This window comes from Bacteroides sp. BFG-637, assembly GCF_024793605.1.
Lineage (GTDB): Bacteria > Bacteroidota > Bacteroidia > Bacteroidales > Bacteroidaceae > Bacteroides > Bacteroides vicugnae.
Map to the genome: position 1 here is coordinate 3,636,935 of NZ_JANUPD010000002.1, position 26,350 is coordinate 3,663,284.

Consider the following 26,350-nt stretch of genomic DNA (forward strand, 5'->3'; position numbering starts at 1 on the left):
TGGAGGTATGAATTGGAATTCATATCTTGAACTTTACAAATGGTATATTTAATTTCTATTTGTCAGTAAATTAAGTTATTTTTGTAAGCAGATTAATCAAAAGAATGATTATGGGACAATTAAAACCAACTCAAGTCTTGAATAAGGCATATAGACAAATTGCAGTAGAAACTACTGATTTCGAACATTTTAAAAGTGCATTGCAAATATTGTTAGACAATGTTTCAGATGGACAACGAGAGGAAACCCAAAAAGAACATTTAAGAAATTTTCTTAGTGAAACATTCTATAAGCCTTATTATATGGCTCCAGAAGAAGATATAGATTTGGCTGTTAGACTAGATAAAACCGCAAAATCTAATATTGGGTTATTGATAGAAGTTAAGAGTACGACAAATAAGAGTGAAATGATTTCTGTAGATAATCTGAATAAGAAAGCTCTTCAAGAGCTCTTGCTTTATTATTTAAAGGAAAGGGTAACGAAGAAGAATACAGATATAAAATATTTGATAGCTACTAATATATGTGAGTATTTTATCTTTGATGCACAAGAGTTTGAACAAAAATTCTATCAAAACAAAAAGTTACGTAGAGAGTTTCAGGACTTTCAAGATGGTAGGAAAACGAGTAATAAGACTGACTTCTTTTATACTGAAATAGCTTCTCCTTTTATTGAAGAGGTGCAGGGGAATTTAGAATATACTTATTTAAATATTTATGATTATCATAAATATTTGAGAGAAGATGGTAATAACGCTCCCAAGAAGTTGATAGAACTTTATAAGATTTTCAGTGACACTCATCTTCTAAAACTCTCATTTCAAACCGATAGCAATTCTTTGAATAGAGGTTTTTACTCTGAATTGTTACATATCATAGGAATTGAAGAAAAGAAGGAGGGTAACAAAACTGTGATAGTGCGTAAATCTATCGAGAAGAGAAGTGAAGCATCATTGTTAGAGAATACAATAAATCAAATTGATGCGGAAGACTGTCTGTATAAAATTAAAAATATAGCTTTATATGGAAGTACTCGTGAAGAACGACTATTTAATGTGGCGATGGAATTATGTATTACATGGATTAATAGAATTTTATTCTTGAAGCTTTTAGAAGCTCAAATGTTGAAATATCATAATGGAAAACTGTGTTATAAGTTTCTTACGATAAAGAAAATACGGGATTTCGATGATTTGAATACTTTATTTTTTCAGGTTTTAGCTCGGAATTTTGAACATAGAACTCCATCGATTCTAAAGAACTTTGAATATGTACCATATTTGAATAGTTCTCTTTTTGAAGTTACAGAGCTTGAAAGTGATACAATTAAAATAAATAGTTTGTCACAACGTGAAGAACTACCATTGTTGCCGAGTAGCGTTTTGAAAAACAAGAAAGGTAATTTGAAAGTTGATAGTTTGCCTACTTTGGGATATTTGTTTGCCTTTTTAGATTCCTATAATTTTGCAAGTGAAGGTAGTGAGGAAGTTCAGGAAGAAGCAAAGACCCTAATAAATGCCTCTGTGTTAGGACTGATCTTTGAGAAAATTAATGGACATAAAGATGGTTCTGTTTTTACTCCGGGGATTATAACTATGTACATGTGCCGTGAAGCAATCACAAAAACGGTGCTGCAAAAATTTAATGGTTTTTATGGTTGGAATTGTACTTCAGTAATAGATTTGTATAATAAGATAGATGATATATCTAAGGCCAATGATTTGATTAATAGTATTAGAATCTGTGATCCAGCTGTTGGGTCTGGACATTTTCTTGTTTCTGCATTAAATGAATTGATATATCTGAAGTATGAGTTGGGAATATTAGTAGATGTCAATGGAAAGCGCATAAGAAAGCAAGATTATACATTTGCCATTGAAAACGATGAATTAATCGTAACTGATTCCGAGAATAATCTATTTACCTATAATCCTTGCAATGAAGAAAGTAGGCGTATGCAAGAAACATTGTTTCGAGAAAAAAAGTTGATTATAGAAAATTGTTTGTTTGGAGTGGATATAAACCCTAATTCAGTAAAAATATGCCGTTTACGCTTGTGGATTGAATTGTTGAAGAATGCATATTATACTCAAAGTAGCAATTATCAATATCTGGAAACTTTGCCAAATATTGATATAAATATAAAGTGTGGTAATTCGCTTGTATATCGGTTTAACTTGGAAGATAGTATAAAATCAGTATTGAGAGAAACGGGTATAACTATTAAGCAATATAAAAATGGTGTTGCTAAGTATAAGAATGCTCAAGATAAAGAAGAAAAGAAAGAGTTAGAGATTTTGATTTCTGAAATAAAATCAAAGCTAAAAACAGAAATAGGTCAAAAAGAACCTAAACGTGTCAAGTTAAATAGATACCGGGCAGAGTTGAATGATTTGTTGACTCCCCCAATTGTTTGAATTTACAAAGAAAGAACAAAAGGAAAGGCAAAAACGGATTGAATTTCTACATAGAGGAATCAAAGTATTAGAAGACTATTTTCAGGAAATTTGTTCTAATAAAATATACTTAGGTGCATTTGAATGGCGTCTTGAATTTCCTGAAGTTTTAGATGATGAGGGAAATTTTATTGGTTTTGATTGTATAATTGGAAATCCACCATATATTCAATTGCAATCTATAGAGCATGATGCTGATATATTGGAACGAATGGAATATGAGACCTATGCTCGTACCGGAGATATTTATTGTTTATTTTATGAACAAGGAATGAACGTGTTGAAAGAAAATGGCTGTTTGTGCTATATTACTTCGAACAAGTGGATGAGAGCTGGGTATGGTGAAAATCTTCGTAATTATTTTGCGACTAAAACAAATCCAACTTTATTAGTTGATTTTGCTGGAGTTAAAATTTTTGATGCAGCTACAGTGGAAGCAAATATTCTCCTGACAAATAAAGAAGCTAACAAATATTCTACTTTAGCTTGTATATTTTCAGATACAAATGGCTTAAGTAAATTGAGCGATTTTATACAGCAACAGGGCGTGGAATGCGAGTTTTCCTCCTCTGATTCATGGGTGATACTCTCGCCTATCGAGCAAAGTATCAAGCGGAAAATCGAAGCTATCGGAACTCCGTTGAAAGATTGGGATATAAATATCTATCGAGGTGTGCTTACTGGTTATAATGAAGCATTCATTATTTCCACAGAGAAGCGTAACGAAATTCTTGCCAACTGTCAGTCGGAGGAAGAACGTCAAAGAACAGCTGAACTTATACGACCGATTCTTCGCGGCCGAGATATTAAGAGATACGGATACAATTGGGATAACCTTTGGTTAATCAATACCCACAATGGTATAAAAGGTGTAAAACCTCGTATTAACATAAATGAATATTCGGCTGTAAAAGCCTACTTAGACCAACATTGGGATAAGATTTCAAAGCGCGCAGACAAAGGAGACACACCTTACAATTTAAGAAACTGCGCTTATATGGAGGATTTTTATAAGCCAAAAATTGTGTGGGGAAACTTAAATTTGTCAGCAGCTTACTCTATTGCTGGGGACGGAATATTTGTTAATGCTCCATGTCCTATGATAGTGCCAGCGAGTAAATACCTCTTAGCTATATTAAACAGTAAAGTTGCAGATTATTATATCAGGCAATTAGGAGTAACGCGTAATGGTGGTTACTTTGAGTATAAACCAATGTTTGTTGAAAATCTTCCAGTACCTAACAATATTGATTGCAAGACAATAGAATATCTTGAAGCTTGTGTAAATTCAAAGGACGAAAGCAGTATAGACAAACTAGTATACAATCTTTATGAATTAACAGATGATGAAATTCGATATATTGAGAAAGGTAGAAGTTAAAGCTTTACCTTTCTCGAACAAATAACACAGAACGTAAATCATCCCTTTTTTCGCAAAGAATTAGCAAATGTATTTAGAAAATTTCTTTCATCGGTTGTAAATCCAAATATTTCAGAAATTGTATTTTCTATTTGGTAATCAACTGATTTAAGTGATATTTTTTGATTCGTTACGCAATCAGCCATTTTAGCAAGAATATTCTTGTTATCACTATAAGCTGGGATTGGAAATGTTATAATGTTTTGTCCGCCAACTTGTACATCTCCAACTCCTGTTTTATTCATATTAGTAACATAGCTATACCATAATATGGCTTGAGAATTTAAAATAGATAAAAGATAATCCAAATGCTCTCCTGTCATTATATAACATGCGTTATTCATAATAAATTGATTTTTATCATAGGCAAAAGCCATCTGATTTCCAATAATTTTCCACACAATTTTTGGCTTATAAAAATCCTCCCAATAGCTAATGCTATCTTGGGTCTCAAACCATTTGTTACAGGTCTTTTTCTAGCTTTTATCTTTTCACCATTGACTGTATGAACTTCACCAGTTTGTTCCAAACGTTCTATTCCAACAGAAAGAAAATAACTCTTCACAGCTGGAAAATCTTCAATATTGTAATGACGTGACGGAAATGTAGCAATAATCCACAGTCCTGCCCAATTGTATCCGTATCTCTTAATATCTCGGCCGCGAAGAATCGGTCGTATAAGTTCAGCCGTTCTTTGGCGCTCATCTTCCGTTCGACAATTACGCAATATTTCCTCTCTCTTCTCTGTATTTATAATAAACGCATCGTTATAGCCAGTCTTAATTCCATAATTGATATTTATATTCCAATTCTTAAGTGGTGTACCTACTGCTTCAATCTTTCTTTTAATGCTCTGTTCAATGGGAGATAATATAACCCAACTATCGGAACTTCTAAATGCACATTCAATGTGCCATTGCTGTATAAAATCGCTCATTAATTTTCAGCTATGAAAGTTTTGATGTACCGTGCGAGGGTATTTCTATCGACATTGCAAATTTGGGCAATCTTACGTTGTGATATGTTTGCTTTTAATAATTCTTGTATTAGATTTCTTTTATTATGTAATTTATATTTATCAGGTGCACTTTTCTTTCCTTTAGGACGCCCAAGTATAATACCTTCTGCTTTTTTCCTTGATAATGCCTCTTTTGTTCGCTGGCTAATAAGATTACGTTCAATTTCGGCAGATAGTCCGAATGCAAATGCTAATACTTTACTTTGTATATCCTCACCTAAGCGATAATTATCTTTTATAGTCCATACTTTACACTCTTTGGTCATACAAATGTTGAGTATTTCCATAATCATAAAAAAGATTCCTGCCAAGACGTGACAGTTCTGCACATATAATAAGATCATCCTTTTCCACTTGTTTGAGAAGTTTGCCTAATTCTCTTTTACTATATGCTTTAGTACCACTGATGGTTTCTTCTATCCAGCCATCGATCTCCATTTTTTCATGTTCACAGAATTTGTTGATTTCAAAACGTTGGTTTTCTACCGTTTGCTTATCGCTACTTACTCTAATGTATCCGTATATCATATGTATAAATTTTGAATGAATGAATAAGATACATTAATCTTTTTATGAACAAGATAAAAAGGATATTACTTTTGTTTTTTATTAAAAGTAGTTCTCTTGAGAAATTTTATTTAGGTATGTTTTGCTACTAATTTTTATGCCTTGTAATATACCTCACTTAACTTATCTCCGATAATTTTCTTCTCATTACTACCTATAGTAGACAATCTCACCAACGGAATTCCGTACAACTCTAAAATACGATCCTTTTTAATATCACGTTCAGACTGACTTGTCCCTGATTTGTGGAATGTATAACCATCCGTCTCAATAGCCAATACCGGTTGTTTGCTCACACGATTATAAATCAGAAAATCAATATGAGTGTTTATATTTGCAGCATATTTGCTTTCCTCTTCATTCAATAGAGAATAATCCTGAATCAACATATAGAGTGGTAAATGGCAAATGATATTCAAATGACGCATATTGATATTTTCTTTCAGGATATCTTCGAGTAATGCAAATGTAAGATTCTCGGAATCGTATTCGGATATTTTCTTGTGTTTTTTCAAATAGGCAATTCGAGCATCTGTATATTGCTCATATAGATAATCGAATATAGAATGAATCTTACTAGTGGAAACAGTGCCATTGTTATATTCGATATAAGCAATCAAGTCGCTGATATTGCAGTCTTTGGGTTGTTCGTTTCCCGATACTACTAAGTAGAATTGTGACTTAGCCCGCGAAACAGCAACATTGAGCAGGTTGGGATCGTCGGAAAAGGAAGTGATGACATCGTCGACAGTAGTCATAATGATAGCATCCTTTTCTCTTCCCTGAAATTTATGGACTGTTGCGACATCAATATCCTCTTCAAGTGCGGATTTTACTGCATCTACTTGTTTGTTATATGGAGCTATGACGCCAATTTCATCTGTTTCATAAGATAGATTCGGTAGTACTTCTTCTTTGATAACATCTATTTCCCGTTGATTCATGTGACTGCGGGAGTGGTTACCTTTGGCTGTCCGTACGGCACAAATGACATCCTCTTCTCCTTTATCACGTGTCATGATGACAAGATCTCCACCATAAAATTTCTGATTGCAGAAGTTGATGATTCGAGGATGACATCGATAATGTTCCCGTAGCAAGGTCTGCGGTACATTTGGAATAACTTTGCAGATGGATTGCAAAAAACTCATATTGGCACAATCATATTCCGGCTTAATCAGGCAGGCATTAGCGATAAAGTTTAGCTTTTCCTTATCTTCTTCCGTGACTACATTGGGAAGTTGCATGGTGTCGCCGACAATGATTGCATTTTTAGCACATGACAAGGCTAAAGCTCCGGTCTCAACGGAAACCTGCGACGCTTCGTCCATAATGATATAATCATATACAGCATCTCGCTGTAGACTGCTTAATGATGAAAAGGTTGTACTTAAGATAATAGGGTATTCTTTTTGTACCTCTCGCCAATTATTTCTTAGATCAGGGAGCGTAAAGATGGGTTTGTCATGATTATTGCCATAGGTGTGAAATAACTGATTCTTTAGATATTTCATTGATGTATCAGCCATTTGTCTAGCCATTTCTGCTGCATCTTTGTTGGCAAGTTCCTTTTCTAATGTGTCTATTTCAACTTCTAGTTCTGCGTACTTTGTTTGGTAGAATAAGATTTGGAAGTCGGCGATAATCAAACTCATCTCCCGTTTATAGAAACCTTTATCGGGGATTTTACAAATCGCTTTGCTCCTGAATTTAAAGAATAACCATTTCAACCGTTGAATAAAAGCTGCTATTCCCCGAAGACTTGATGATTGTTCTTTTTCTGCAAATTGCTGACATTCATTCCATAAATTCAGAAGGTCTGCCGAACTGGAACTCTTTCGTTGTTTGAGAGTAATTTCTTTTGTTCCGAACTCTTGCAGATAATGTTGCCACTCTATTTTTAAAGCTTGTATTTCCTGTCTTGCCATGGCAAGGCGTTCCTGTTTGGAAAATATGCTTTTGAGTTCTTCTGTCTGATGATGTATCTGATTGAGAAATTGAGGTTGGTCGGCATCCGCATCATGCCATGACTCAAAGTTCTCCGGATATTGTTTTTCCTCTTCTTGAGTCTCGATGAATTTCTCTTTGTTAGCTGTGCTGCCAAGCAATGCAACAATGAAACCCATATCGTATTTGGATAACTTCTCAAGTACATTGACGATGGCGGAGTTATTATTAGATACTACCTGAACAGTCTTACCACGCACAAGGATATTGGCAATGATGTTCAGAATCGTTTGTGTCTTTCCGGTTCCCGGAGGTCCTTGCACAACACTGATTTGATTCTCAAAAGCTGCCTGGACTGCTTTTTGTTGGCTTGCATTACAACCGAAAGGAAAAATCAAGGTTGAGGCAGTCTGGGTCTGCATTTTATATTTTTGAGGATTCAGATATACAGCAATAGCTCTGTTGTTTGCGATGAAATGAATCTTTTCATATTGTTTTGCTAATAGCTTCGTTCCGTCATCAGCTTTCAATTCATTCGCATCGGCAACTTTCTTCAAATATTCGAATATGCTTTTCGAACGACTCTCTCCCAAGCATGATTCGATAATTTCTAAGTCCTTTTCTCTGTAATCATACTCTTTGCCATTCTGAAAACGAATGTGCCAATAGTAGCGTGATCCGGCTTTAAAAATAGATAAGGCTTTAATGTTTGATAAAGTTCTCCCTTTACTGATTATTTGATAATTATTGGGGGCCGGTTTGTCCGGATCAGTCAGCCAAAGGACATTTTCTTCTTTGTAAGTATACGCACTGGGAATATTCCGGAATATTACTTTATAGTTGCCATTATGATTCTGGCAGCTTTCTATTTCAGGAGTCTTGATTTGACCTTTTATAATAATCAGATTTTCGGAGGTATCTATCATAGGCTTGTGTGTAAATATAATAAGTCGTGCTGCTGTTCTTATTTATTATTTTGGATATAAAAGTAAGAATATTTTCCAGAATATCAAAACCAAAGTAGAAAAAACAGTGAATGACTTTATTCAGTTTTGTATTGTTATAAATATAGAGTGAGATTTGGTTTGGGGGTATTGAACGTGATAAAAGAGATTTGTTTTGCCAATGAAATCATTATCTTTGCAAGGTATATATTAATGAACGAGGAGGATATTATGCTTGCATATACATATATTGAACACGGAAAGTTTGAATTGCAGGAGAAGGCGAGACCGGAAATAAAGGATTCACGGGATGCAATCGTACGTGTAACACTTGGTAGCATCTGCACCAGTGATCTTCATATTAAACATGGCAGTGTGCCGCGTGCTGTGCCCGGAATAACTGTCGGGCATGAGATGGTAGGTGTGGTAGAACAAGTGGGGGCTGATGTCACTTCGGTGAAGCCTGGTGACAGGGTGACTGTGAATGTCGAAACTTTCTGCGGTGAGTGTTTTTTCTGTAAGCATGGATATGTGAATAACTGTACTGACCCTAATGGCGGTTGGGCTTTAGGTTGTCGAATTGATGGCGGTCAGGCGGAATATGTCAGAGTTCCTTATGCGGATCAGGGTTTGAACCGTATTCCGGATACAGTGAGTGATGAACAAGCTTTGTTTGTCGGTGATGTGCTTGCAACAGGTTTTTGGGCAGCACGCATCTCGGAAATTACCGAGAAAGATACTGTTCTTATCATCGGTGCTGGACCTACCGGGATTTGTACTTTGTTGTGTGTGATGCTGAAGAAGCCAAAACGCATTATTATCTGTGAGAAGTCTCCTGAAAGAATTCGGTTTGTCCGCGAGCATTATCCTGATGTGTTGGTGACTGAACCGGAAAACTGCAAGGATTTTGTTTTCAAGAACAGTGACCATGGTGGTGCAGATGTTGTTTTGGAAGTAGCAGGGAGTGACGATTCTTTTTATTTGGCTTGGGATTGCGCCCGTCCTAATGCTATTGTCACGATTGTAGCTCTCTATGATAAACCACAGCTTCTTCCTTTACCTGATATGTATGGCAAGAATTTGATTTTCAAAACAGGGGGAGTGGATGGCTGCGACTGTGCCGAAATCCTTGCGCTGATTGAGGAAGGTAAAATTGATACTACTCCTCTTATTACGCACCGGTTTTCGTTGAATGAGATTGAGGAAGCTTACCGTATTTTCGAGAACAAGTTGGATGGGGTTATTAAAGTAGCTATATCAGGAAGTAAGTAAAAATAGAATTTGTGTATGAAGAATATACTGATAGTAAGTAATAATGATATGTGCCGCAGTCGTATGGCACAGGAAATTTTGAACTCCTTCGGTAGAGGGATGAAGATTAGTACTGCCGGTATTTTGGCTGGAAATTCTGTCCCTGACGTTGTTTGCCAAGTGATGGAACAAAATGGATATGACTTTTCGCGTAGAAAGCCCTGTGATGTTGCGACATATGCTCAACAGACATGGGATTATGTCATTACCCTTTGTCCGGAAGCGGAGGAAGTGCAAAAGGAAATGCAGGGTGTAGTGAGAAAATACGTTTCTTTCAACTTTACAGATCCCTTTCAGGGAGGAATTCATGTAGAAGATGAGCAGGAAGAACGGGTTAGAGCACTATATGACATCATGCATAAAGAACTGTATGAGTTCTTTCGAAGTGAATTGATGGAAAAATTATTGCCTCGCTGTTCCTGTGGCGCAAATACGTATTGTAGGTGTGAGTAGGAATATAAGTAAAATCATGTATGTACATCATCCGGTGATGGTGGCAGATCTGTGTCATTTTGAACGCGAAGTTGCCAGAAAGCAATAGCGGATGCGGCGGCTACATTGAGAGAGTCGACACCGTTTGCCATAGGAATGCGGACTACATAGTCCGCTTCCATTAATTGTTTCGTTTTGAAGACCGTCTCCCTCTGTTCCCATTACGATGGCTAACTTGGGTTCGGTTGCTAAGATAGGATTATCGATGGAGATTGATTTCTCCGTGAGTGCCATAGCGACTGTACGAAAACCCAGTTTGCGCAACTCATTGGGAGAACCGTCCAACCAAGTCCATGGTATCAGGAAGACAGAACCCATCGAAACCCTGACTGCACGTCGGTTCAACGGATCGCAGGAATTACGCGTCAATAATATAGCATCTATTCCCAAGGCGGCTGCGGAACGGAAGATGGCTCCGATATTAGTAGTGTCCACCACACCCTCAATGACTACGATCCGCCGGGCTTTCCGGCATACTTCTTCTACACTTGGTAGTGCCCGACGACGCATGGCACAGAGGACACCGCGCGTCAGTGTATATCCGGTCAATGTGGCAAGTAACTTTCTTTCACCAGTATAGACTGGTATATCACCACAACGTTCAATAATGCCAGCGGCATCACCAGTGATATGTTTCTGTTCACACAAGAGGGCTAAAGGCTCATAACCAGCATTCAGAGCTACATGGATAACTTTGGGACTTTCTGCAATAAACAATCCCTTATCAGGCTCGATACGATTGCGTAATTGAGCTTCGGTGAGGGTACTGAATATTTCTACTCCGGAGTCTGTTAAGGATGATATTTCTATAATAGGCATAGTGACTTCTTGAAATGATCTATTTTATTGCAGCGATGATAGCATGCACTTCTCTTACTTACCGATGCAAAAATGTTGAAAGATATTTTGAAGTACCATGTCATTCGTAACTTCACCCGCTATGTCCGAAATAAAGAAAATGCATTCACGTATATCTTGCGAAAGAAAATCCCCGGAAATCTGCGAATCAAGTCCGTTTTGTACTCTATGGATAGCTTCCAAAGCTTTATTTAAAGCTTCGTAATGTCTTACATTTGTTACAATAATATCATTCTGTGTCACTGTAGGCAAGTGTGCTGCATCAATAAGCATTTTTTGTAGCTCACTTGTATTCTCCCGTTGTTTGGCCGAGATGAAAATTGATTCTGTAGATTCTTTGGGGAAGTCTTTTAATAAAGATAATAAATCCTCTTTCTGTTTGCCTTCAATCAAATCAGCCTTATTGAATACAACAATCAAATGTTTTCCTTCGCAACGTGGAATTATCTTCTTTGATAACTGTTCAATTTGAGAGGCGGCATTCACAGCATCTACCATCCAAAGGACAATCTCCGCCTGATCCAACTTCTGAAAAGTACGTTCAATACCCAAACTTTCAATCGTGTCATTGGTTTCCCGGATTCCGGCGGTATCAATGAACCGGAAAGTGATTCCTCCGATATTGACAGTATCTTCGATTACATCACGTGTTGTCCCGTGGATATCACTGACAATGGCTTTATCCTCATTCAATAATACATTCAGTAAAGTCGATTTTCCGGCATTTGTTTCACCGATGATAGCTACAGGAACACCATTCTTAATGGCATTGCCGACACTAAATGAATGAGCCAACCGTGAAATGACCTGTTCAATTTCATCGGCCAATTTCCTTAATGCCGAACGATCGGCAAATTCCACATCCTCTTCACTGAAATCCAACTCCAATTCGATCATGGAGGTGAAATTCAACAACTTGTTGCGTAGATCTGTCAGCTCTTTACTGAATCCACCCCGCATCTGGCTCATTGCCAATCGGTGAGTGGCAGCAGATGAAGAAGCAATCAAGTCCGCCACGGCTTCTGCCTGACTTAAATCCATCTTTCCATTGAGGAAAGCACGTTGCGTATATTCTCCCGGCTGGGCCATGCGGCAACCGTTCTTAATAAGCAACTGCATCACCTGTTGAAGAATATAAGTAGAACCATGACACGTGATTTCCGTGCTGTCTTCTCCCGTATACGAATGAGGAGCACGGAAAAGGCTGACGAGTACTTCATCAATCATTTCGTCTCCGTCATAAATACGCCCGAATGTCAAAGTATATGGTTTTTGTCCGCTCAATAATTTGCCTGCTTTGGCTGGCTTGAAGATGCTGCCGGTGATGGAAATAGCTTCCGGACCGGAAACACGGATGCTTCCGATAGCACCGCCTTGAGCGGTAGCGATGGCGCAGATAGTATCTTGAATCATTGTTTTTTCGTTTTGGATGAGCAAAGATAATTGTTTCTAAGTAAAAAACAGAAAAATGAGCACAACTTATACTTTATTTGTTTATATTTGCTGCCGTGCAGTGGTACACCAAACAAAATAAAACAATAATGCTTATGGAACCAGCGATCAATTTATATTCCTCCAATGAAAAGAGTGAACTCATACGGGAGAACTCACAAGAAATTCTATCTGTCCTTGCAGCTCATCAAATAGCTTTATGGGAGTATGATATCATTACAGGTAAATGCTCTTTTTCTGACGATTATTTCTCTACACTTGGACTGAAAAATGCCGGAGTTCTTTTTGAAGATATTGATAGTTTCTATCGGTTTGTTCATCCGGAAGATGCTGAAGCTTACAAACAGGCTTTTGCAGAGATGCTTTCATCAGACTCTAAGACTTCACAAATCAGAGTCCGTTGTATTGGTGAACAGGGGAAAGTGGTTTGGTTGGAAGATCATTTCTTGTCCTATAAAGAGAGTTGTGCAAGCCATCCGGGTAAAGTGCTGGCGTACACGGTGAATGTCACTTCACAGTGCGAAAAAGAGCAACATATCAAATATCTGGAAGAATATAACCGCAAAATTATTGAGGCACTGCCGGAATTCATTTTTATTTTTGATGATAATTTCTTTATTACCGATGTCCTGATGGCACCGGGGACGATTTTACTTCATCCGGTAGAAGTGTTACGCGGAGCAGACGGGCGATCTATTTATTCACCGGAGGTTAGTGACTTATTCCTCTGTAACATTCGCGAGTGTCTGCAAGATAGTCAGTTGAAAGAAATTGAATATCCGGTTGAAGTGGATGGGTGTGTACATTATTTTCAGGCGCGTATCGCCCCTTTTGAGGGGAACAGAGTGTTGGCGTTGATACATGATATTGGAGATCGGATTCAGCGTTCGCAGGAATTGATTGAAGCAAAACGTCGTGCAGAGGATGCTGATAAGATGAAGTCGGTTTTCCTGGCGAATATGAGCCATGAGATTCGTACCCCGTTGAATGCTATTGTTGGCTTTTCGGAGATTATTGCGGTGACGGAGGGTGAAGAAGAGAAAAGGGAGTATCTGGAGATTATCCAGAGAAATAGTAACCTGTTACTGCAGCTGATTAATGATATTTTAGACCTTTCCCGTATTGAATCCGGTAAATCGGAAATGCATTTCCAGCAGGTTGAGATTGCGGGGCTAGTGGAAGAAGTGGAAAAAGTGCACCAACTGAAGATGAAGTCGAATGTAGAATTGAAAGTGATTCGCCCCGAAGGAGAATACTGGACTTCTACCGATCGTAACCGTGTGATGCAAGTATTGTTCAACTTCTTGTCGAATGCGATTAAAAATACGGAAAAGGGAAGTATAACCTTAGGCTTGAAACATGAAGGACCCTGGCTGAAACTGTATGTCAGCGATACGGGTTGCGGTATATCCAAAGAGAAACTCCCGCAAATTTTTACCCGTTTTGAGAAGCTGAATGACTTTGTGCAGGGCACCGGATTAGGGCTTTCAATTTGTAAAAGCATTGTAGAACGGTTGGGCGGTCGCATCGAAGTAACTTCAGAGTTAGGGCAGGGGAGTATGTTTGCACTCTATTTGCCTTATCAGGAAATACCGAAGGAGGTTGTCGAAAGAAGGCTTCAGCATAAGAAGAATGTCGATGAGGATAAACGTAAGAATATATTAGTGGTAGAGGATATTGAATCGAATTTTGCTCAACTTAATATTCTTTTGAATAAGGAATATATTATTTCATGGGTGCGCAACGGACAGGAAGCCATTAATAGTTTCATCCGTGAAAAGCCGGATTTGATTCTGATGGATATCCGTATGCCGATCATGGACGGTATTCAAGCCACTGAAAAGATCCGTGCTATTTCCCTGACTGTACCTATTATTGCAGTGACCGCATATGCTTTCTATACTGAACAGCAACAGGCTATTCAGGCAGGATGTAACGCTGTTATCTCAAAGCCTTATTCTTTAGAGAGGTTAAAAGAGACGATAGAATCTTATATCGGATAATTAATTTTTTGAAAAAGAACTAACATTCAGGATGTTGTAGTGTTACTTGTCATATAGTAGTAACATTATAATATATTGGAATATGGAGAAAGTGAAAAAGATTGTCCTTATCGGGGCAAGTGGTTTTGTGGGTTCTGCGCTTCTGAATGAAGCTTTGAATCGTGGTTTCGAAGTTACGGCTGTGGTTCGTCATCCGGAAAAGATAAAGATAAAGAATGAAAATCTGAAAGTGGTGAAAGCCGATGTTTCTGTGCTTGATGAAGTGGTTGGCGTTTGTAAAGGTGCAGATGCTGTTATTAGTGCATTCAATCCGGGATGGAATAATCCTGATATATACGATGAAACGATTAAAGTCTATCTGACCATTATTGATGGAGTGAAGAAAGCTGGCGTCAATCGTTTTTTGATGGTTGGGGGTGCCGGTTCTTTGTTTATTGCTCCGGGCTTGCGTCTGATGGATTCCGGTGAAGTACCTGAAAATATATTGCCGGGAGTGAAAGCTTTAGGAGAGTTCTATCTGAACTTTTTAAAGAAAGAAAAAGAAATAGACTGGGTGTTTTTCTCTCCGGCGGCAGATATGCGTCCGGGAGTCCGTACAGGGCGTTACCGGCTGGGAAAAGATGATATGATTGTAGATGTCGTAGGCAACAGCCATATCTCTGTGGAAGATTATGCCGCCGCCATGATCGATGAGTTGGAATATCCGAAACATCATCAGGAGAGATTTACGATTGGTTATTGATAAAATAACAAATCAAAAATAGCTGTGTAATATAATGATGCTATATTGAAAAGATGTAAATGATAAAAAATGGCTTGAATCTATACGTTATCAGTGGAAGATTCAAGCCATTATCTATTTTTCGATGACAGTTTTGTGCTTTCGATTACAATTTAATCCTTTTGGATATAGATGATTTATATTCTGTCAAGTACTGTCTTAATCAGCGTATCGATTGTATTCTTATATCCGGTGTTGGCTTCTTTGATAAGTCGGTTGGCTATCACCATGCAGACGGTCATTGCTTTATGTCCCATCAACCGGCTAAGTCCTGCCAAAGCCGAACTTTCCATTTCGAAGTTGGTGATTTTGTAACTTTTATATTCGAATGTCTCAATCTTATCATTCTGTTTCGGGTCTGCTAACGGGATACGAAGTTCACGTCCTTGAGGACCGAAGAAACCTCCGGCAGCGATTGTCACTCCACGTACCATGTCATCTTTGGCAATCCGGTCAATCAATTCTTCACTGGCATCAATGACATAAGGAGCGGGAGCACACATATTTCCCGACCAACCCATGTGATTGAGGAAGGCACGTTCGAAAGGTAAATCGCATACGGCATTACGTCCGGCATAGAAATTCAGTAATCCGTCGAAACCAATGGACTTTTGTGAACAGACAAAAGTCCCGACAGGAGTATTGGGCTGCAGACCGCCACATGTGCCGATACGCACTAATTCCAGTTGGCGGAACTGATCCTTTTCTTCGCGGGTGACAAAGTCGATATTGGCGAGTGCATCCAATTCATTCATCACGATGTCGATGTTATCGCAACCGATTCCGGTAGAGACTACCGTAATCCGTTTACCTTTATAAGTACCCGTGATGGTTTTGAATTCGCGGCTTTCCACTTCACATTCTTTGTTTTCGAAATGAGAAGCTACGAGTGCTACACGTCCGGGGTCACCTACCAGAATTACTTTGTCTGCCAACCATTCGGGTTTTACGTGAAGATGGAATACTGAACCGTCTTCATTGATTATCAATTCAGAGGATGGAAAGTACTTTTTCATGTTATTGAAGGGTTTTAGTTTTATAATAGGATTGTATCTATAAATAGAAACGCCGGAACCGGATTTAAGTTCAGAAGAAGCCTCTATCTTTTTCTTTTGGAAAAGTGGAGTACGTCTTGCAACTGAAATGAAATCGGATTCCGGCGTTTGTAATAGATTATTTGCTCAATGGCTGGTTGCCTGTATTGCCTGTTGTAGGCTTGGCGATATTCTCACGCATTGAAGTATCAGCTTCGATATTCTTCATGCGATAATAATCCATGATGCCTAAGTTTCCACTGCGGAAAGCTTCAGCCATTGCTTTAGGAACTTCAGCTTCTGCTTCGATCACTTTGGCACGGGCTTCCTGTGCTTTTGCTTTCATTTCCTGTTCGGAAGCTACTGCCATAGCACGGCGCTCTTCGGCTTTTGCCTGTGCGATGTTCTTGTCTGCATTAGCCTGGTCAATTTGCAGGGCCGCACCGATGTTCTTACCTATGTCGATGTCCGCAATATCAATAGACAGGATCTCGAAAGCAGTTCCTGCGTCCAGACCTTTGCGAAGTACCAGTTTAGAAATAGAATCCGGATTCTCCAATACCGATTTATGATTTTCAGAAGAACCGATAGACGAAACGATACCTTCGCCTACGCGGGCAAGAATTGTGTCTTCACCTGCACCACCGACCAACTGTTTGATACTGGCACGTACTGTTACTCTGGCTTTAGCTATTAACTGAATACCATCTTTGGCAACAGCCGTAACGGGAGGGGTGTCAATCACTTTAGGATTTACGGACATCTGCACTGCTTCAAACACATCTCGCCCTGCGAGGTCGATGGCAGTGGCCATTTGAAACGATAATTCTATATTTGCCTTTGATGCGGATACTAAGGCATGGACTACTTTTTCCACATGTCCTCCCGCCAGGTAATGGGCTTCCAGTTCGTCACGGGTAATGTTTTTTAATCCGGCTTTGTGAGCCTCGATCATTCCCGGCACAATGATATAAGGCGGAACATTACGTATACGCATCAGGAATAGTTGTATCAACGAGATGTTGACACCAGATACTTTGGCCGACAACCATAAAAAGAACGGCACATAATGGAAAAATAGTATTAGGAAAATAATACCTCCAACAATCAGAAGGATAGGTAAGTACAGAGATGTTTCCATTGATAATTTGTATTAAGTGAATATTATTCTTTGCGTTTCTCAACCATGATTGTACCGTCGGTAATACGGTTTACAATAATCGGAGTCTTCTCATTGAGGAATCCGTCCATAGACTTTACTTCCACAATTTTTCCGTTTATCTCGGCATAACCGATTTGTGCCAGACGTGTAGTACTGATTCCTGTGTCACCCGCTTTGACGCTATCTTCTGCGCTACGGTCTACTTTTGAATCAATATCCTTTTTCAACGCCAGTTTATCCAGCATTTTCGATCGCATAAACCAGATCAGAGATCCGATGCAGGCAACCGCTGATATGCCAAGAGTGACGAATCCTCCTGCCATACCTAATTTGTCGAACGCATAGTAGTTGGCATACAGGATGCAAACCAATGCAGAAATTCCGGCCAGGCTAATGCCCGGGATGACGAACAGTTCTACCAAAAACAGTATGACTGCGGCAATAATGAGAACGGCGATAATGAGTATATCCATAGTTCAGAGTTATTATTTATTTTGTTTTTTCTGCATTACGTACATTCACTTCGAGAGCATCCAGTTCTTCGGACATTTGCAATATCCGCTTTTCAAGGTCGAGAATGGCAGGAGCCATTTTGGCTTTTCCCTGTTGGTTGGCACCGGCATATTGTTGTCGAAGGCTGTTCAGCTTTTCTTCTTGTTGATAATAGTCTTTTTCCATCTGCTGATAGCGTTGGAAAAGTGTCTTGGCTTTTGCGGATTTAAAATCGTTCATCAGATAGTAAGTCGTATGGTCGTCAATGACAAACTCAAAATCCATGGCACGGCGTTCTTTGGGCTTATGACTGATAGCAGCTTCCAATCGTTGCAGTGCTTCGGTAACCGCTTGTTTATCCTTCCAGGTTTCTTTCAGCGAATGAATCTGCGCCAGACGAATGATCTGTTGCTGCTCCATTGCTTCCATAATTATAAGTCTGTTTGGAAGTGTTAGGAATGAATACATAAATACATACCTTTCCTTCCGGTTGGAAACGGTCGGAAGCAAACCATCCGAGGTTGTTGTATTCATCAATGACGTACATATAATCGTTGTACGGCGAGTTGAACGGCATACCCACATTTTCCGGAACAAGATAAGTGTCGGTATTTGTGTTGTAGCGAGTGACAAAAATATCATAGCCACCCAGTCCCTCGCCATCGCTGGCGTAATAAACGGTGACTCCGTCCGATAGGACAAACGGATAATTCGCATTGCCGGAAGCATTGATACTACCCGGTAACGGGCGTCCGTCACTCCATTCATTCAACAATTTATTCTTTGAGAAGATGTCAAGATTACCTTTCTCACCCTTTTCGCTATAATAAATTTTATTTCCGATTTCTGTTTCATAAACAGTTCCCGGATGATCTCCTTCTGTCTTGAAGAACTCATTGAAAGTAAACAGCTTGCCCGATTCTTCGCTAATCTTGTAAGCGTTCAGGAAAGTCGCCTTGTCCACAACGAAGCTGTCGATGATGCACACATCTTCAACTCCCTTCAACATACGGAGGTCGGATTTACTTTTCTCCAGAAGCTTTTCCGCTTCTTCCGTCGATTTTTTACGTTTACTTAAATCTGCGATATATTCCTCAAAGCAGTTCACAGCGTCTTCAAAGCGGTACGTCTCATTATATGCTTGTCCCAAATAGAGTTGTCCACCGGTGATACGTTTCTTTACTGCTATTTCAAGAGGTTTCACCGCCTCTTCCGCCTCTCCGGTTTTCAGGCAACATACGCCATACCAATAATTATAATTCCCGTTCGACGGTTGTGATTTAGCATACTTCTTAAAAACTGGTTTGGCTTGTTCGTACTCACCTTTGGTAAATAAGGTGCGTGCCTGTTCCAACGTTTGTGCAGAGACTTCGCAAAGGAAGAGGCTGCAAATTAAAAATAGAATATATTTTCCTTTCATCGTTTTGAGCGTTTATGAGTGACGGGTAGATTGAAAACATTGCTGCTTTCGGGCACCGGTCCATTTATCAATTGTTCAAAAGTACAAATTTATTAGAAATAAACCCTTTTTCAGTGATTCTATTATGTTAATTCTTCTTTAAATCATTCTTTTCGCTTACTTTTGCAGCCGATTTTCAAAGATATGACACAATTTACGGAAGAAGAGAAAACTATTCGCCGCATTGAACGGCGGTTTAGCAAAGGAGTGGTGCAATATGGATTGATAGAAGAAGGAGACAAAATCCTTATCGGACTGTCGGGAGGAAAAGATTCGTTGGCGCTTGTGGAACTGTTGGGGAGACGCGCACGTATCTATAAACCTCGCTTTTCTGTCGTTGCCGTCCATGTAGTGATGAAGAATATTCCTTATCAGAGTGATACTGAATATTTGAAAGCGCACTGTGAAGCGTATGGAGTTCCCTTTGTGCAGTATGAGACTGCCTTTGATCCTGCTACCGACACACGTAAATCTCCCTGTTTCCTCTGTTCATGGAACCGTCGGAAAGCCTTGTTCACAGTTGCCAAGGAACACGGATGCAATAAAATCGCTCTCGGTCACCATATGGATGATATTTTGGAAACATTATTGATGAATATCACTTATCAGGGAGCTTTCAGTACAATGCCGCCCCGGTTGGTGATGAAGAAGTTTGATATGACAATTATTCGTCCGATGTGTCTGGTTCATGAAGCCGATTTGGTAGAATTGGCAGCTTTGCGACATTATCAGAAGCAAGTGAAGAATTGTCCTTATGAATCGCAGTCCAGCCGGAGTGATATGAAAGGAATTTTACGGCAGTTGGAAGCGATGAACCCGGAAGCTCGTTATAGCCTTTGGGGTAGCATGACTAATGTACAGGAGGAATTATTACCAGATAAAATAGATTAATTTGAATAGATTGTTATGAAAGGATTCTATACCATTTTGTTGCTGATCGTATCTAATGTCTTTATGACATTCGCTTGGTACGGACATTTAAAGATGAAACAGGAGTACAGTTGGTTTGCGGCTCTTCCGCTGATCGGTGTGATTGCGTTCAGCTGGGCGATCGCCTTTTTTGAATATTCCTGTCAGATACCGGCCAATCGTATTGGTTTTATAGGTAATGGAGGCCCGTTTTCATTGATGCAACTAAAAGTCATTCAAGAGGTAATAACACTTGTTATTTTTACAGTGTTCACTACAATCTTCTTTAAAGGTGAGGCTTTACATTGGAATCATCTGGCTGCATTTGTTTGTCTGATTGCAGCAGTGTATTTCGTGTTTATGAAATAGATATTTGCCAATTGAATAGAGGCTCTGTTTTACTCAAGTAGAACCTCTATTTTATACAAGCAGAGGCTCTATTAATGTCCAATAGAGCCTCTGCTTGTATAAAATATATATTATTATGGAGTAGCTATGTATTTTTTCATTCCTTCCGTGTAGAAAGTCTTGAACTCTCCATTTTCTCCGCTATAAATAAAGTAGGCGTCAATCGTTGTATCCGCTTTGCAGAAAGCTTCCGCTTCTTCCAGTCCCATCACCATGAAGGCGGTGGCAAGGGCGTCGGCAGTCATACAGTCTTTGGCGATTACCGTAGAGGACAAGATGTTGTGTTGTACCGGATAGCCAGTTCTGGGGTCAATCGTATGGGCGTATTTCTTCCCATCCTTGTAATAATAGTTACGATAGTTTCCGGAAGTAGCCAAGCCTAAATCTGTTATCTCAAGAATTGTCTGTAAGTCTTGGTTTACGGCCAGTGAATCGTCGACGGGCTTATTGATTCCAATGCGCCATAAGCCTTTGGAAGGATTTTTCCCTTTCACTACCACCTCGCCGCCTATATCTACCATATAGTTTTTTATTCCCTTACGGTCGAGCAGTTGTGCGATTACGTCTACCGAATACCCTTTGGCGACGGCACTACAACTTAACATAGTGCGAGGATCCTGTTTGATGACTTTGCCGTTATCCATTTTCACTTTTTCATATCCGGTGATTTGTAACAGACTGTCTATCATTAATGAATCAGGAAAAGCACCTTTTTTGAAACCGAATCCCCAAGCATTGGCAAGAGGGGCCACTGTAATGTCGAAAGCACCCTTTGTCTCGCGGGAAATTTCCATCGAGCGGTTGAAACATTTCTGGAAAAAACTATCAGTCACCAGCTCTTCATTGCGGTTGACGCGACTGATGACAGAACTGTCATTGAATGGAGATAAAGATTGGTCGAAGCGTTTCAGTTCAGCTTCTATTTCCGGTTTTAAATCACCGTCATGCTGATAAGTAATTTTATACACTGTCCCAAATACCAAACCTTTGACACTATAATAGCCAACTTGTTGATTATGTCTGACTAATATCCAGATAGTTGCCAAAATCAAGAAAGCCAGCCAAAGGAAACTTTTCTTTGTTTTCATACGCTCTTCTATTTGATGAGAAAACTCGTTTTATTGAAGAAATAAATGTTCAATTAATATCTTTAGTCCGATAATGACTAGAATGATACCTCCCCATAACTCCGCTTTCAGTTTCCGGGCGATGCCACAGCCACATTGGATACCAAAGATCAGCCCGATGAGCGACATGGCGAAAGATACAAATCCGATGATAAGGATAGGAGAGATGATTTCTGTATAGTCCTGCACTCCTAAACAAGCAAAGGAGATACCGACTGCCAATGCATCAATACTTGTGGCTATTGCCATCGTCAATACCACTTTCGGATTTGCCGGATTGAACAGTTTGCAACATTCTTCTTCTTTGAAAGATTCTAAAATCATTCGTCCGCCTAAGAAGGCAAGGATCGCGAAAGCAATCCAATGGTCTACACTTTCTATAAGATGACTGAATGTCTTTGCACATATCCATCCGATAAATGGCATGATTGCCTGAAAAAGGCCGAAAGCAAAAGCCATGACTAGCATGGGTTTCCATCGGGTACGTTTCAAAATAATACCGCTTGCAATTGAGACAGCGAAACAATCCATCGCCAGACCTATTGCAAGCAGCCAAATCTCTAGTCCTGTCATTGTATTCTAAAGAGGCAATTTATAAATAAGGGAATAAGTGATTCCCATGTTACTCGATTTAAATTTTCCGTAACCGGGCACGTACCATGGGTCTCCATATTCTCCGGTAGATGCTTTGGTTTTGTATTTCATACGTACTGACCACCCCATGTTGAAGTTTTTGTAAATACGTACTTTGACGCCTAAAACGATTTCCAGCCATTGCACCGATCCTTTCATGCCCAGATGGCTGAATGGCACACTTCCTCCCCAATAACCGTCTTCCAAACTCGGGTTGCTTATCGCATCTCCCCAGATAGGATCGTCTGCCGGCATCGTGGAAACATCATATTTAAATGAACTGAATGCATAGCGAAGTCCTGCATACAAGTAGCTGTTCTTCTCTTTTTTCTTTGCCATGGTGTTGTAATCCACGCCGATTCGGAAGAATGGAGCCATTTTGCTTTTGTAGTGTATGCCTGTTTCGCTCCAGGTATCTGTTCCTCCCATACCAAACTCAATGGTAGGGATGAATTTGTTCTTGAGGTTAACGGCTACACTGACTTCGGAACTCATAAAGTCACCTCCCAGCAGCTTGCTTCCAATACCATATAAATCCACACCGACATACGTACCATTGTAAAGCGGAATGGTATCTATCTCGGCAACCTCTTTTTTCTTCTGGTCTCTTTTAGGCGTTTGCACCGGACGTTGCTGTTGTGCCAGCAACGGAAGCCCAATGCAAAAGAGTAGAAGCAGACTAATTAGTCGTTTCATCAGGTGTGCGTTCTGGCCGATAATTATAGAATATCTGCAAGTTCTCGATTTCATTTGTATTGGCTTCTTTATTTTTTATATGAAGAGAATCTATCTGGTCCGGCTGCCCGTTGCCAGGAGGGGGAGGGTTGCCCGGTCTTCCCGGTTTTCCAAATTTGGCGCTGAGTATATTTTGTTTCATCATATAACCACATTCCATGGACTGGAAATAAGGGGTATTCTGTTGTACAATGTATAATGTGTCAACATCTTTTTCTCTACGTTTGGGATCGTATCTGAATATGAACACAGTAGTGTCACTTGTGTATCGTAGTGGCAGCATCAGGGTATGCACATTCTTTTCATTGTTCAGGATGATAGAGTCAGTGCCCAATGCTGTGATTGTTAATGAATCAAGCGTGTCTTTTAATGCAACAGTAGGATTATCCGGATCAATGGTATATATTGTGCAGTACATCATCGGACGTCCTGCCAATGAGCAATCGTTCTCATCCGAGCAGGCACTATGTAAGCTGACTGCACCGCCAATGATAGTCAATATGAGAAAGATGCGAATTAAATTCTTCATAGTCAGTTTATTGAATGTGAATCAAATTTTCTTTTCTATCTGATAGTTATTCCGTTCCGGTGCATTGCGCGAGATGAGTTCGCCAAGGAATCCGGCTAAGAATAATTGTGTACCTATAATCATTGCCGTAAGTGACAAATAGAAATAGGGAGAGTCGGTCACCAGTCGGTAAGGGAGACCGTTGGACATGGCGTATAATTTACTGGCGCCTACAATGATGACAGAAATCATACCGATCAGGAACATCAATGATCCCAGCAGTCCGAAGAAATGCATCGGTTTAACTCCGAATTTGGAAAGGAACCACAAGGAAATCAAATCCAGATATCCGTTTACAAAGCGGTTTAGTCCGAATTTAGTTGTTCCATATTTGCGTGCCTGATGGTGTACTGCCTTTTCACCGATTTTCTTGAATCCGGCATTCTTTGCCAGATAGGGGATGTAACGGTGCATCTCGCCATAGACTTCGATATGTTTTACAACGTCTTTTCGATATGCTTTCAGACCACAGTTGAAGTCGTGCAGGTTTTTGATGCCTGATACTTTGCGGGCGGTAGCATTAAACAATTTGGTGGGCAGTGTCTTTGAAATAGGATCATATCTCTTTTGCTTCCAGCCGGATACCAGGTCATAGCCATCCTTTGTAATCATCCGGTAAAGTTCGGGGATTTCATCCGGGCTATCTTGCAGGTCGGCATCCATCGTTATGACTACATTTCCTTCCGCTTCAGCGAATCCACAGTAGAGTGCAGGTGATTTACCGTAGTTACGGCGGAATTTGATACCTTTTACATGTTCCGATTGAGCTTTAAGCTTTTCGATCACTTCCCATGAATGGTCGGTACTTCCATCGTTTACGAAAATCACTTCGAATGAGAATCCGTTGGCTTGCATTACCCGTTCTATCCAAGCATAGAGTTCGGGTAGTGACTCTTCTTCATTGAATAATGGGATTACAACTGATATATCCATTTTTTAATTACTAATTACTTACGAATTACAAATTACGATTGAGACACTCCGTCATTTTCCGGTTTGGCCTTTTTCATTACCATCAATGCGGTGGGAATGGCCAGGATGCTTCCCCAAAATACATCCCATGACAATAGTTGCATGGTGATATTGATGGAAGTAAGTGAACGGGCGGTATCTATCGTTTCTTTTATAACTTCTTTGTTTTCTATCAGAGCCGGGGTGTTGGTCATCAGTTCGTCCCACAACTGGATGTAAGAGTTGATGATAAATCCATGATCGATGAATTGGAAATAGGCGTAGTGGGCCACAGCTACCAGCAGAGAAGCAAACATATACATAAATATGGTAAAGAGCATGGCATGCGAAAATTGGATACTTCCCCCGCAAATCTTATCCCGGTACATTTTCGCATAGTGATATCCGATGAAAGGTACGGACAATGTCAGGATTACAAATAAAAGCGAAAGGAAAGGTATGTGGAATCCCAACGGAAATAATATGAACTTCAATATCCAGTAGATTCCCATATACGTGCCAAAATGCATGGCATATTTTTGTAAATAGCTTCTGTTCTCTGTCATCTTCATTTATAAATTGCGCACAAAGGTACAAATAATATCGGTTGGTAGGGGAAATCTGGTTGTTAAAGTTAATAAAGCAGAGGAAGTTGCTGTCTGAATATTTTTTTGCAATTTTAATTGCCTGAAATGTAGCCTGTTAGTCTTTTATTAGTAAAAAAGTTGTCTGCAGCTATTGCAGAATACATAAAAATGTCTACCTTTGCAACCGCAAAACGGGTAAGTCCTATACGGCCAGCTCCCTTCGAATCCTCCAGGGCTTGATCGCAGCAAAGGTAGTTGGTTGTAGCGGCGCGATATAGATAGCTTACCCACCCGCCTCTTTAGCTCAGTTGGCCAGAGCACGTGATTTGTAATCTCGGGGTCGTTGGTTCGAATCCGACAAGAGGCTCAAAAAAAGGATATATAACAAATCCAAGAAAAAGCATTCAGGTATTAGTCTGGATGCTTTTTTTATATATTTGCATATTATCGAAATACGCAGTTCCCTAATTGTTGTAATATTCCATTTTTAAGAAAAGCAAATATTTATAGTTTCTTTTTGATTCATCATTGTTATTCATTCTTGTATATTATGCTCCGGATAGGATCTGAGTAAAAGCATAACATTGGATAAATGGCGTTGCAATATTCCATGAAGTTGCTTGATGATATTTATATTCCCGGAGAGAAAAACGATGAATTGCAGTTGAGAGGCAATTTCCTGATTCGTTTGTTTGCGTTCTTTACTTTCGATGTTATTTTGCATTAGATAAATGCCTAATGCTTTCTGAATATCAGCTATTCCCTTATCCCATTCATGTTCGCCAAGTGTTTGAATGAAAGTACAATATTGCTTGAGCTTTTTGCTTAGCTTTTTTAAACTGTTGTATTCGGTGTCAATGGGAGGATTAATGTGCGCAGAGCGTATTATGTTTGACATCTGCAAATAATACGTTTTCATTCCATTTTCAGAATTGAATGTAGTCAGGATATACTGTTTCGTAGCTTCTGAAACCTCTTCCTGTAAGTCTTTTAATTGACTGTTTTCCATAATCATTAGAATTTAAAAGATGAATAA

At 39.4% G+C, this 26,350-nt stretch carries 18 protein-coding genes, 1 tRNA gene and 5 pseudogenes; 8 read left to right on the forward strand and 16 right to left on the reverse strand.

Annotated elements, in window-relative coordinates:
* Positions 1-110: 110 nt before the first annotated feature.
* A pseudogene (locus NXX38_RS13990) lies at positions 111-3,837 on the forward strand (Eco57I restriction-modification methylase domain-containing protein).
* Between the two features lie 38 nt (positions 3,838-3,875).
* Here the strand turns inward: NXX38_RS13990 and NXX38_RS13995 are convergent.
* From NXX38_RS13995 to NXX38_RS14005, 3 genes and pseudogenes are all read right to left on the reverse strand, one after another.
* Positions 3,876-4,813 (reverse strand): annotated as a pseudogene (locus tag NXX38_RS13995) (TaqI-like C-terminal specificity domain-containing protein); the annotation flags it as partial.
* A pseudogene (locus NXX38_RS14000) lies at positions 4,813-5,422 on the reverse strand (master DNA invertase Mpi family serine-type recombinase). The pseudogenes NXX38_RS13995 and NXX38_RS14000, both read right to left, overlap by 1 nt.
* Positions 5,423-5,556: 134 nt before the next feature.
* Complete coding sequence (locus NXX38_RS14005) at positions 5,557-8,334, reverse strand: AAA domain-containing protein (protein ID WP_258979818.1); 2,778 nt, start codon at positions 8,332-8,334, stop codon at positions 5,557-5,559.
* A 249-nt stretch (positions 8,335-8,583) separates the two neighbouring features.
* Here NXX38_RS14005 and NXX38_RS14010 point away from each other — a divergent pair, with 249 nt between their 5' ends.
* Complete coding sequence (locus tag NXX38_RS14010; RefSeq protein ID WP_409012882.1) at positions 8,584-9,624, forward strand: alcohol dehydrogenase; 1,041 nt, start codon at positions 8,584-8,586, stop codon at positions 9,622-9,624.
* A 15-nt stretch (positions 9,625-9,639) separates the two neighbouring features.
* Positions 9,640-10,116, forward strand: a complete 477-nt coding sequence (locus NXX38_RS14015) for a low molecular weight phosphatase family protein (RefSeq protein ID WP_004302014.1) — start codon at positions 9,640-9,642, stop codon at positions 10,114-10,116.
* A gap of 14 nt (positions 10,117-10,130) precedes the next feature.
* Here the strand turns inward: NXX38_RS14015 and NXX38_RS14020 are convergent.
* A pseudogene (locus tag NXX38_RS14020) lies at positions 10,131-10,974 on the reverse strand (TrmH family RNA methyltransferase).
* Positions 10,975-11,028: 54 nt separating this feature from the next.
* Positions 11,029-12,426 carry a tRNA uridine-5-carboxymethylaminomethyl(34) synthesis GTPase MnmE gene (gene mnmE / locus NXX38_RS14025; RefSeq protein WP_258979823.1) on the reverse strand — a complete coding sequence of 466 codons (1,398 nt, stop codon included), beginning with the start codon at positions 12,424-12,426 and terminating at the stop codon, positions 11,029-11,031.
* Positions 12,427-12,560: 134 nt separating this feature from the next.
* On the opposite strand from mnmE, the gene NXX38_RS14030 reads away from it, so the two are divergent.
* Positions 12,561-14,468 carry a PAS domain-containing hybrid sensor histidine kinase/response regulator gene (locus tag NXX38_RS14030; protein WP_148364516.1) on the forward strand — a complete coding sequence of 636 codons (1,908 nt, stop codon included), beginning with the start codon at positions 12,561-12,563 and terminating at the stop codon, positions 14,466-14,468.
* Between the two features lie 82 nt (positions 14,469-14,550).
* The gene (locus tag NXX38_RS14035) at positions 14,551-15,210 is read left to right on the forward strand and encodes an NAD(P)-dependent oxidoreductase (protein ID WP_139164924.1); all 660 of its coding nucleotides are present in this window, start codon (positions 14,551-14,553) and stop codon (positions 15,208-15,210) included.
* A 176-nt stretch (positions 15,211-15,386) separates the two neighbouring features.
* Here the strand turns inward: NXX38_RS14035 and NXX38_RS14040 are convergent, their stop codons facing one another.
* From NXX38_RS14040 to NXX38_RS14055, 4 genes and pseudogenes are all read right to left on the reverse strand, one after another.
* Complete coding sequence (locus NXX38_RS14040; RefSeq protein ID WP_148364518.1) at positions 15,387-16,265, reverse strand: nucleoside phosphorylase; 879 nt, start codon at positions 16,263-16,265, stop codon at positions 15,387-15,389.
* 157 nt (positions 16,266-16,422) lie between these two features.
* A complete protein-coding gene (gene floA, locus NXX38_RS14045) occupies positions 16,423-17,424 on the reverse strand; it encodes a flotillin-like protein FloA (protein ID WP_143258399.1) in 1,002 nt (333 codons plus the stop codon).
* A 23-nt stretch (positions 17,425-17,447) separates the two neighbouring features.
* Entirely contained in the window at positions 17,448-17,918 is a 471-nt protein-coding gene (locus NXX38_RS14050) for an NfeD family protein (RefSeq protein WP_148364519.1), read from the reverse strand.
* A gap of 16 nt (positions 17,919-17,934) precedes the next feature.
* A pseudogene (locus NXX38_RS14055) lies at positions 17,935-19,357 on the reverse strand (tetratricopeptide repeat protein).
* 183 nt (positions 19,358-19,540) lie between these two features.
* Here NXX38_RS14055 and NXX38_RS14060 point away from each other — a divergent pair.
* The gene (locus NXX38_RS14060) at positions 19,541-20,287 is read left to right on the forward strand and encodes an ATP-binding protein (RefSeq protein ID WP_074708048.1); all 747 of its coding nucleotides are present in this window, start codon (positions 19,541-19,543) and stop codon (positions 20,285-20,287) included.
* Between the two features lie 15 nt (positions 20,288-20,302).
* Positions 20,303-20,674, forward strand: coding sequence for a DMT family protein (locus NXX38_RS14065; protein ID WP_004304892.1), 372 nt, complete (start codon positions 20,303-20,305; stop codon positions 20,672-20,674).
* Positions 20,675-20,787: 113 nt separating this feature from the next.
* Here the strand turns inward: NXX38_RS14065 and NXX38_RS14070 are convergent, their stop codons facing one another.
* Genes NXX38_RS14070 through NXX38_RS14095 form a run of 6 tightly spaced genes read right to left on the reverse strand, consistent with a single transcriptional unit; the run spans position 20,788 to position 25,299 of the window.
* Entirely contained in the window at positions 20,788-21,801 is a 1,014-nt protein-coding gene (locus NXX38_RS14070) for an FAD:protein FMN transferase (RefSeq protein WP_148364522.1), read from the reverse strand.
* 30 nt (positions 21,802-21,831) lie between these two features.
* Positions 21,832-22,413, reverse strand: coding sequence for a manganese efflux pump MntP family protein (locus NXX38_RS14075; RefSeq protein WP_148364523.1), 582 nt, complete (start codon positions 22,411-22,413; stop codon positions 21,832-21,834).
* 6 nt (positions 22,414-22,419) lie between these two features.
* Positions 22,420-23,169 carry a DUF6048 family protein gene (locus NXX38_RS14080; RefSeq protein ID WP_195649226.1) on the reverse strand — a complete coding sequence of 250 codons (750 nt, stop codon included), beginning with the start codon at positions 23,167-23,169 and terminating at the stop codon, positions 22,420-22,422.
* Positions 23,153-23,737 carry a DUF6452 family protein gene (locus NXX38_RS14085; protein WP_258979831.1) on the reverse strand — a complete coding sequence of 195 codons (585 nt, stop codon included), beginning with the start codon at positions 23,735-23,737 and terminating at the stop codon, positions 23,153-23,155. Before NXX38_RS14085 ends, NXX38_RS14080 begins: the two co-directional genes overlap by 17 nt.
* 21 nt (positions 23,738-23,758) lie before the next feature.
* Positions 23,759-24,709: a glycosyltransferase family 2 protein gene (locus NXX38_RS14090; RefSeq protein ID WP_148364525.1), complete on the reverse strand. Its 951-nt coding sequence runs from the start codon at positions 24,707-24,709 to the stop codon at positions 23,759-23,761.
* Between the two features lie 32 nt (positions 24,710-24,741).
* Positions 24,742-25,299, reverse strand: a complete 558-nt coding sequence (locus NXX38_RS14095; protein WP_015532571.1) for a DUF4199 domain-containing protein — start codon at positions 25,297-25,299, stop codon at positions 24,742-24,744.
* A 308-nt stretch (positions 25,300-25,607) separates the two neighbouring features.
* Between NXX38_RS14095 and NXX38_RS14100 the strand changes: the two genes are divergently transcribed.
* Positions 25,608-25,681: transfer RNA gene (locus NXX38_RS14100), tRNA-Thr, on the forward strand.
* A gap of 168 nt (positions 25,682-25,849) precedes the next feature.
* On the opposite strand, the gene NXX38_RS14105 is transcribed toward NXX38_RS14100, so the two are convergent.
* Positions 25,850-26,323, reverse strand: a complete 474-nt coding sequence (locus NXX38_RS14105; protein ID WP_004309775.1) for a hypothetical protein — start codon at positions 26,321-26,323, stop codon at positions 25,850-25,852.
* Between the last annotated feature and the right edge of the window lie 27 nt (positions 26,324-26,350).

Bases quoted from the DNA above. Each gene is read 5' to 3' on its own strand.
- NXX38_RS14070 (WP_148364522.1), bottom strand. From the start codon at position 21,801: ATGAAAACAAAGAAAAGTTTCCTTTGGCTGGCTTTCTTGATTTTGGCA.
- mnmE (WP_258979823.1), bottom strand. From the start codon at position 12,426: ATGATTCAAGATACTATCTGCGCCATCGCTACCGCTCAAGGCGGTGCT.
- NXX38_RS14010 (WP_409012882.1), top strand. From the start codon at position 8,584: ATGCTTGCATATACATATATTGAACACGGAAAGTTTGAATTGCAGGAG.
- NXX38_RS14080 (WP_195649226.1), bottom strand. From the start codon at position 23,169: ATGAAACGACTAATTAGTCTGCTTCTACTCTTTTGCATTGGGCTTCCG.
- NXX38_RS14060 (WP_074708048.1), top strand. From the start codon at position 19,541: ATGACACAATTTACGGAAGAAGAGAAAACTATTCGCCGCATTGAACGG.
- NXX38_RS14005 (WP_258979818.1), bottom strand. From the start codon at position 8,334: ATGATAGATACCTCCGAAAATCTGATTATTATAAAAGGTCAAATCAAG.
- NXX38_RS14085 (WP_258979831.1), bottom strand. From the start codon at position 23,737: ATGAAGAATTTAATTCGCATCTTTCTCATATTGACTATCATTGGCGGT.
- NXX38_RS14035 (WP_139164924.1), top strand. From the start codon at position 14,551: ATGGAGAAAGTGAAAAAGATTGTCCTTATCGGGGCAAGTGGTTTTGTG.
- floA (WP_143258399.1), bottom strand. From the start codon at position 17,424: ATGGAAACATCTCTGTACTTACCTATCCTTCTGATTGTTGGAGGTATT.
- NXX38_RS14040 (WP_148364518.1), bottom strand. From the start codon at position 16,265: ATGAAAAAGTACTTTCCATCCTCTGAATTGATAATCAATGAAGACGGT.
- NXX38_RS14065 (WP_004304892.1), top strand. From the start codon at position 20,303: ATGAAAGGATTCTATACCATTTTGTTGCTGATCGTATCTAATGTCTTT.
- NXX38_RS14075 (WP_148364523.1), bottom strand. From the start codon at position 22,413: ATGACAGGACTAGAGATTTGGCTGCTTGCAATAGGTCTGGCGATGGAT.
- NXX38_RS14090 (WP_148364525.1), bottom strand. From the start codon at position 24,709: ATGGATATATCAGTTGTAATCCCATTATTCAATGAAGAAGAGTCACTA.
- NXX38_RS14050 (WP_148364519.1), bottom strand. From the start codon at position 17,918: ATGGATATACTCATTATCGCCGTTCTCATTATTGCCGCAGTCATACTG.
- NXX38_RS14030 (WP_148364516.1), top strand. From the start codon at position 12,561: ATGGAACCAGCGATCAATTTATATTCCTCCAATGAAAAGAGTGAACTC.
- NXX38_RS14095 (WP_015532571.1), bottom strand. From the start codon at position 25,299: ATGAAGATGACAGAGAACAGAAGCTATTTACAAAAATATGCCATGCAT.
- NXX38_RS14015 (WP_004302014.1), top strand. From the start codon at position 9,640: ATGAAGAATATACTGATAGTAAGTAATAATGATATGTGCCGCAGTCGT.
- NXX38_RS14105 (WP_004309775.1), bottom strand. From the start codon at position 26,323: ATGGAAAACAGTCAATTAAAAGACTTACAGGAAGAGGTTTCAGAAGCT.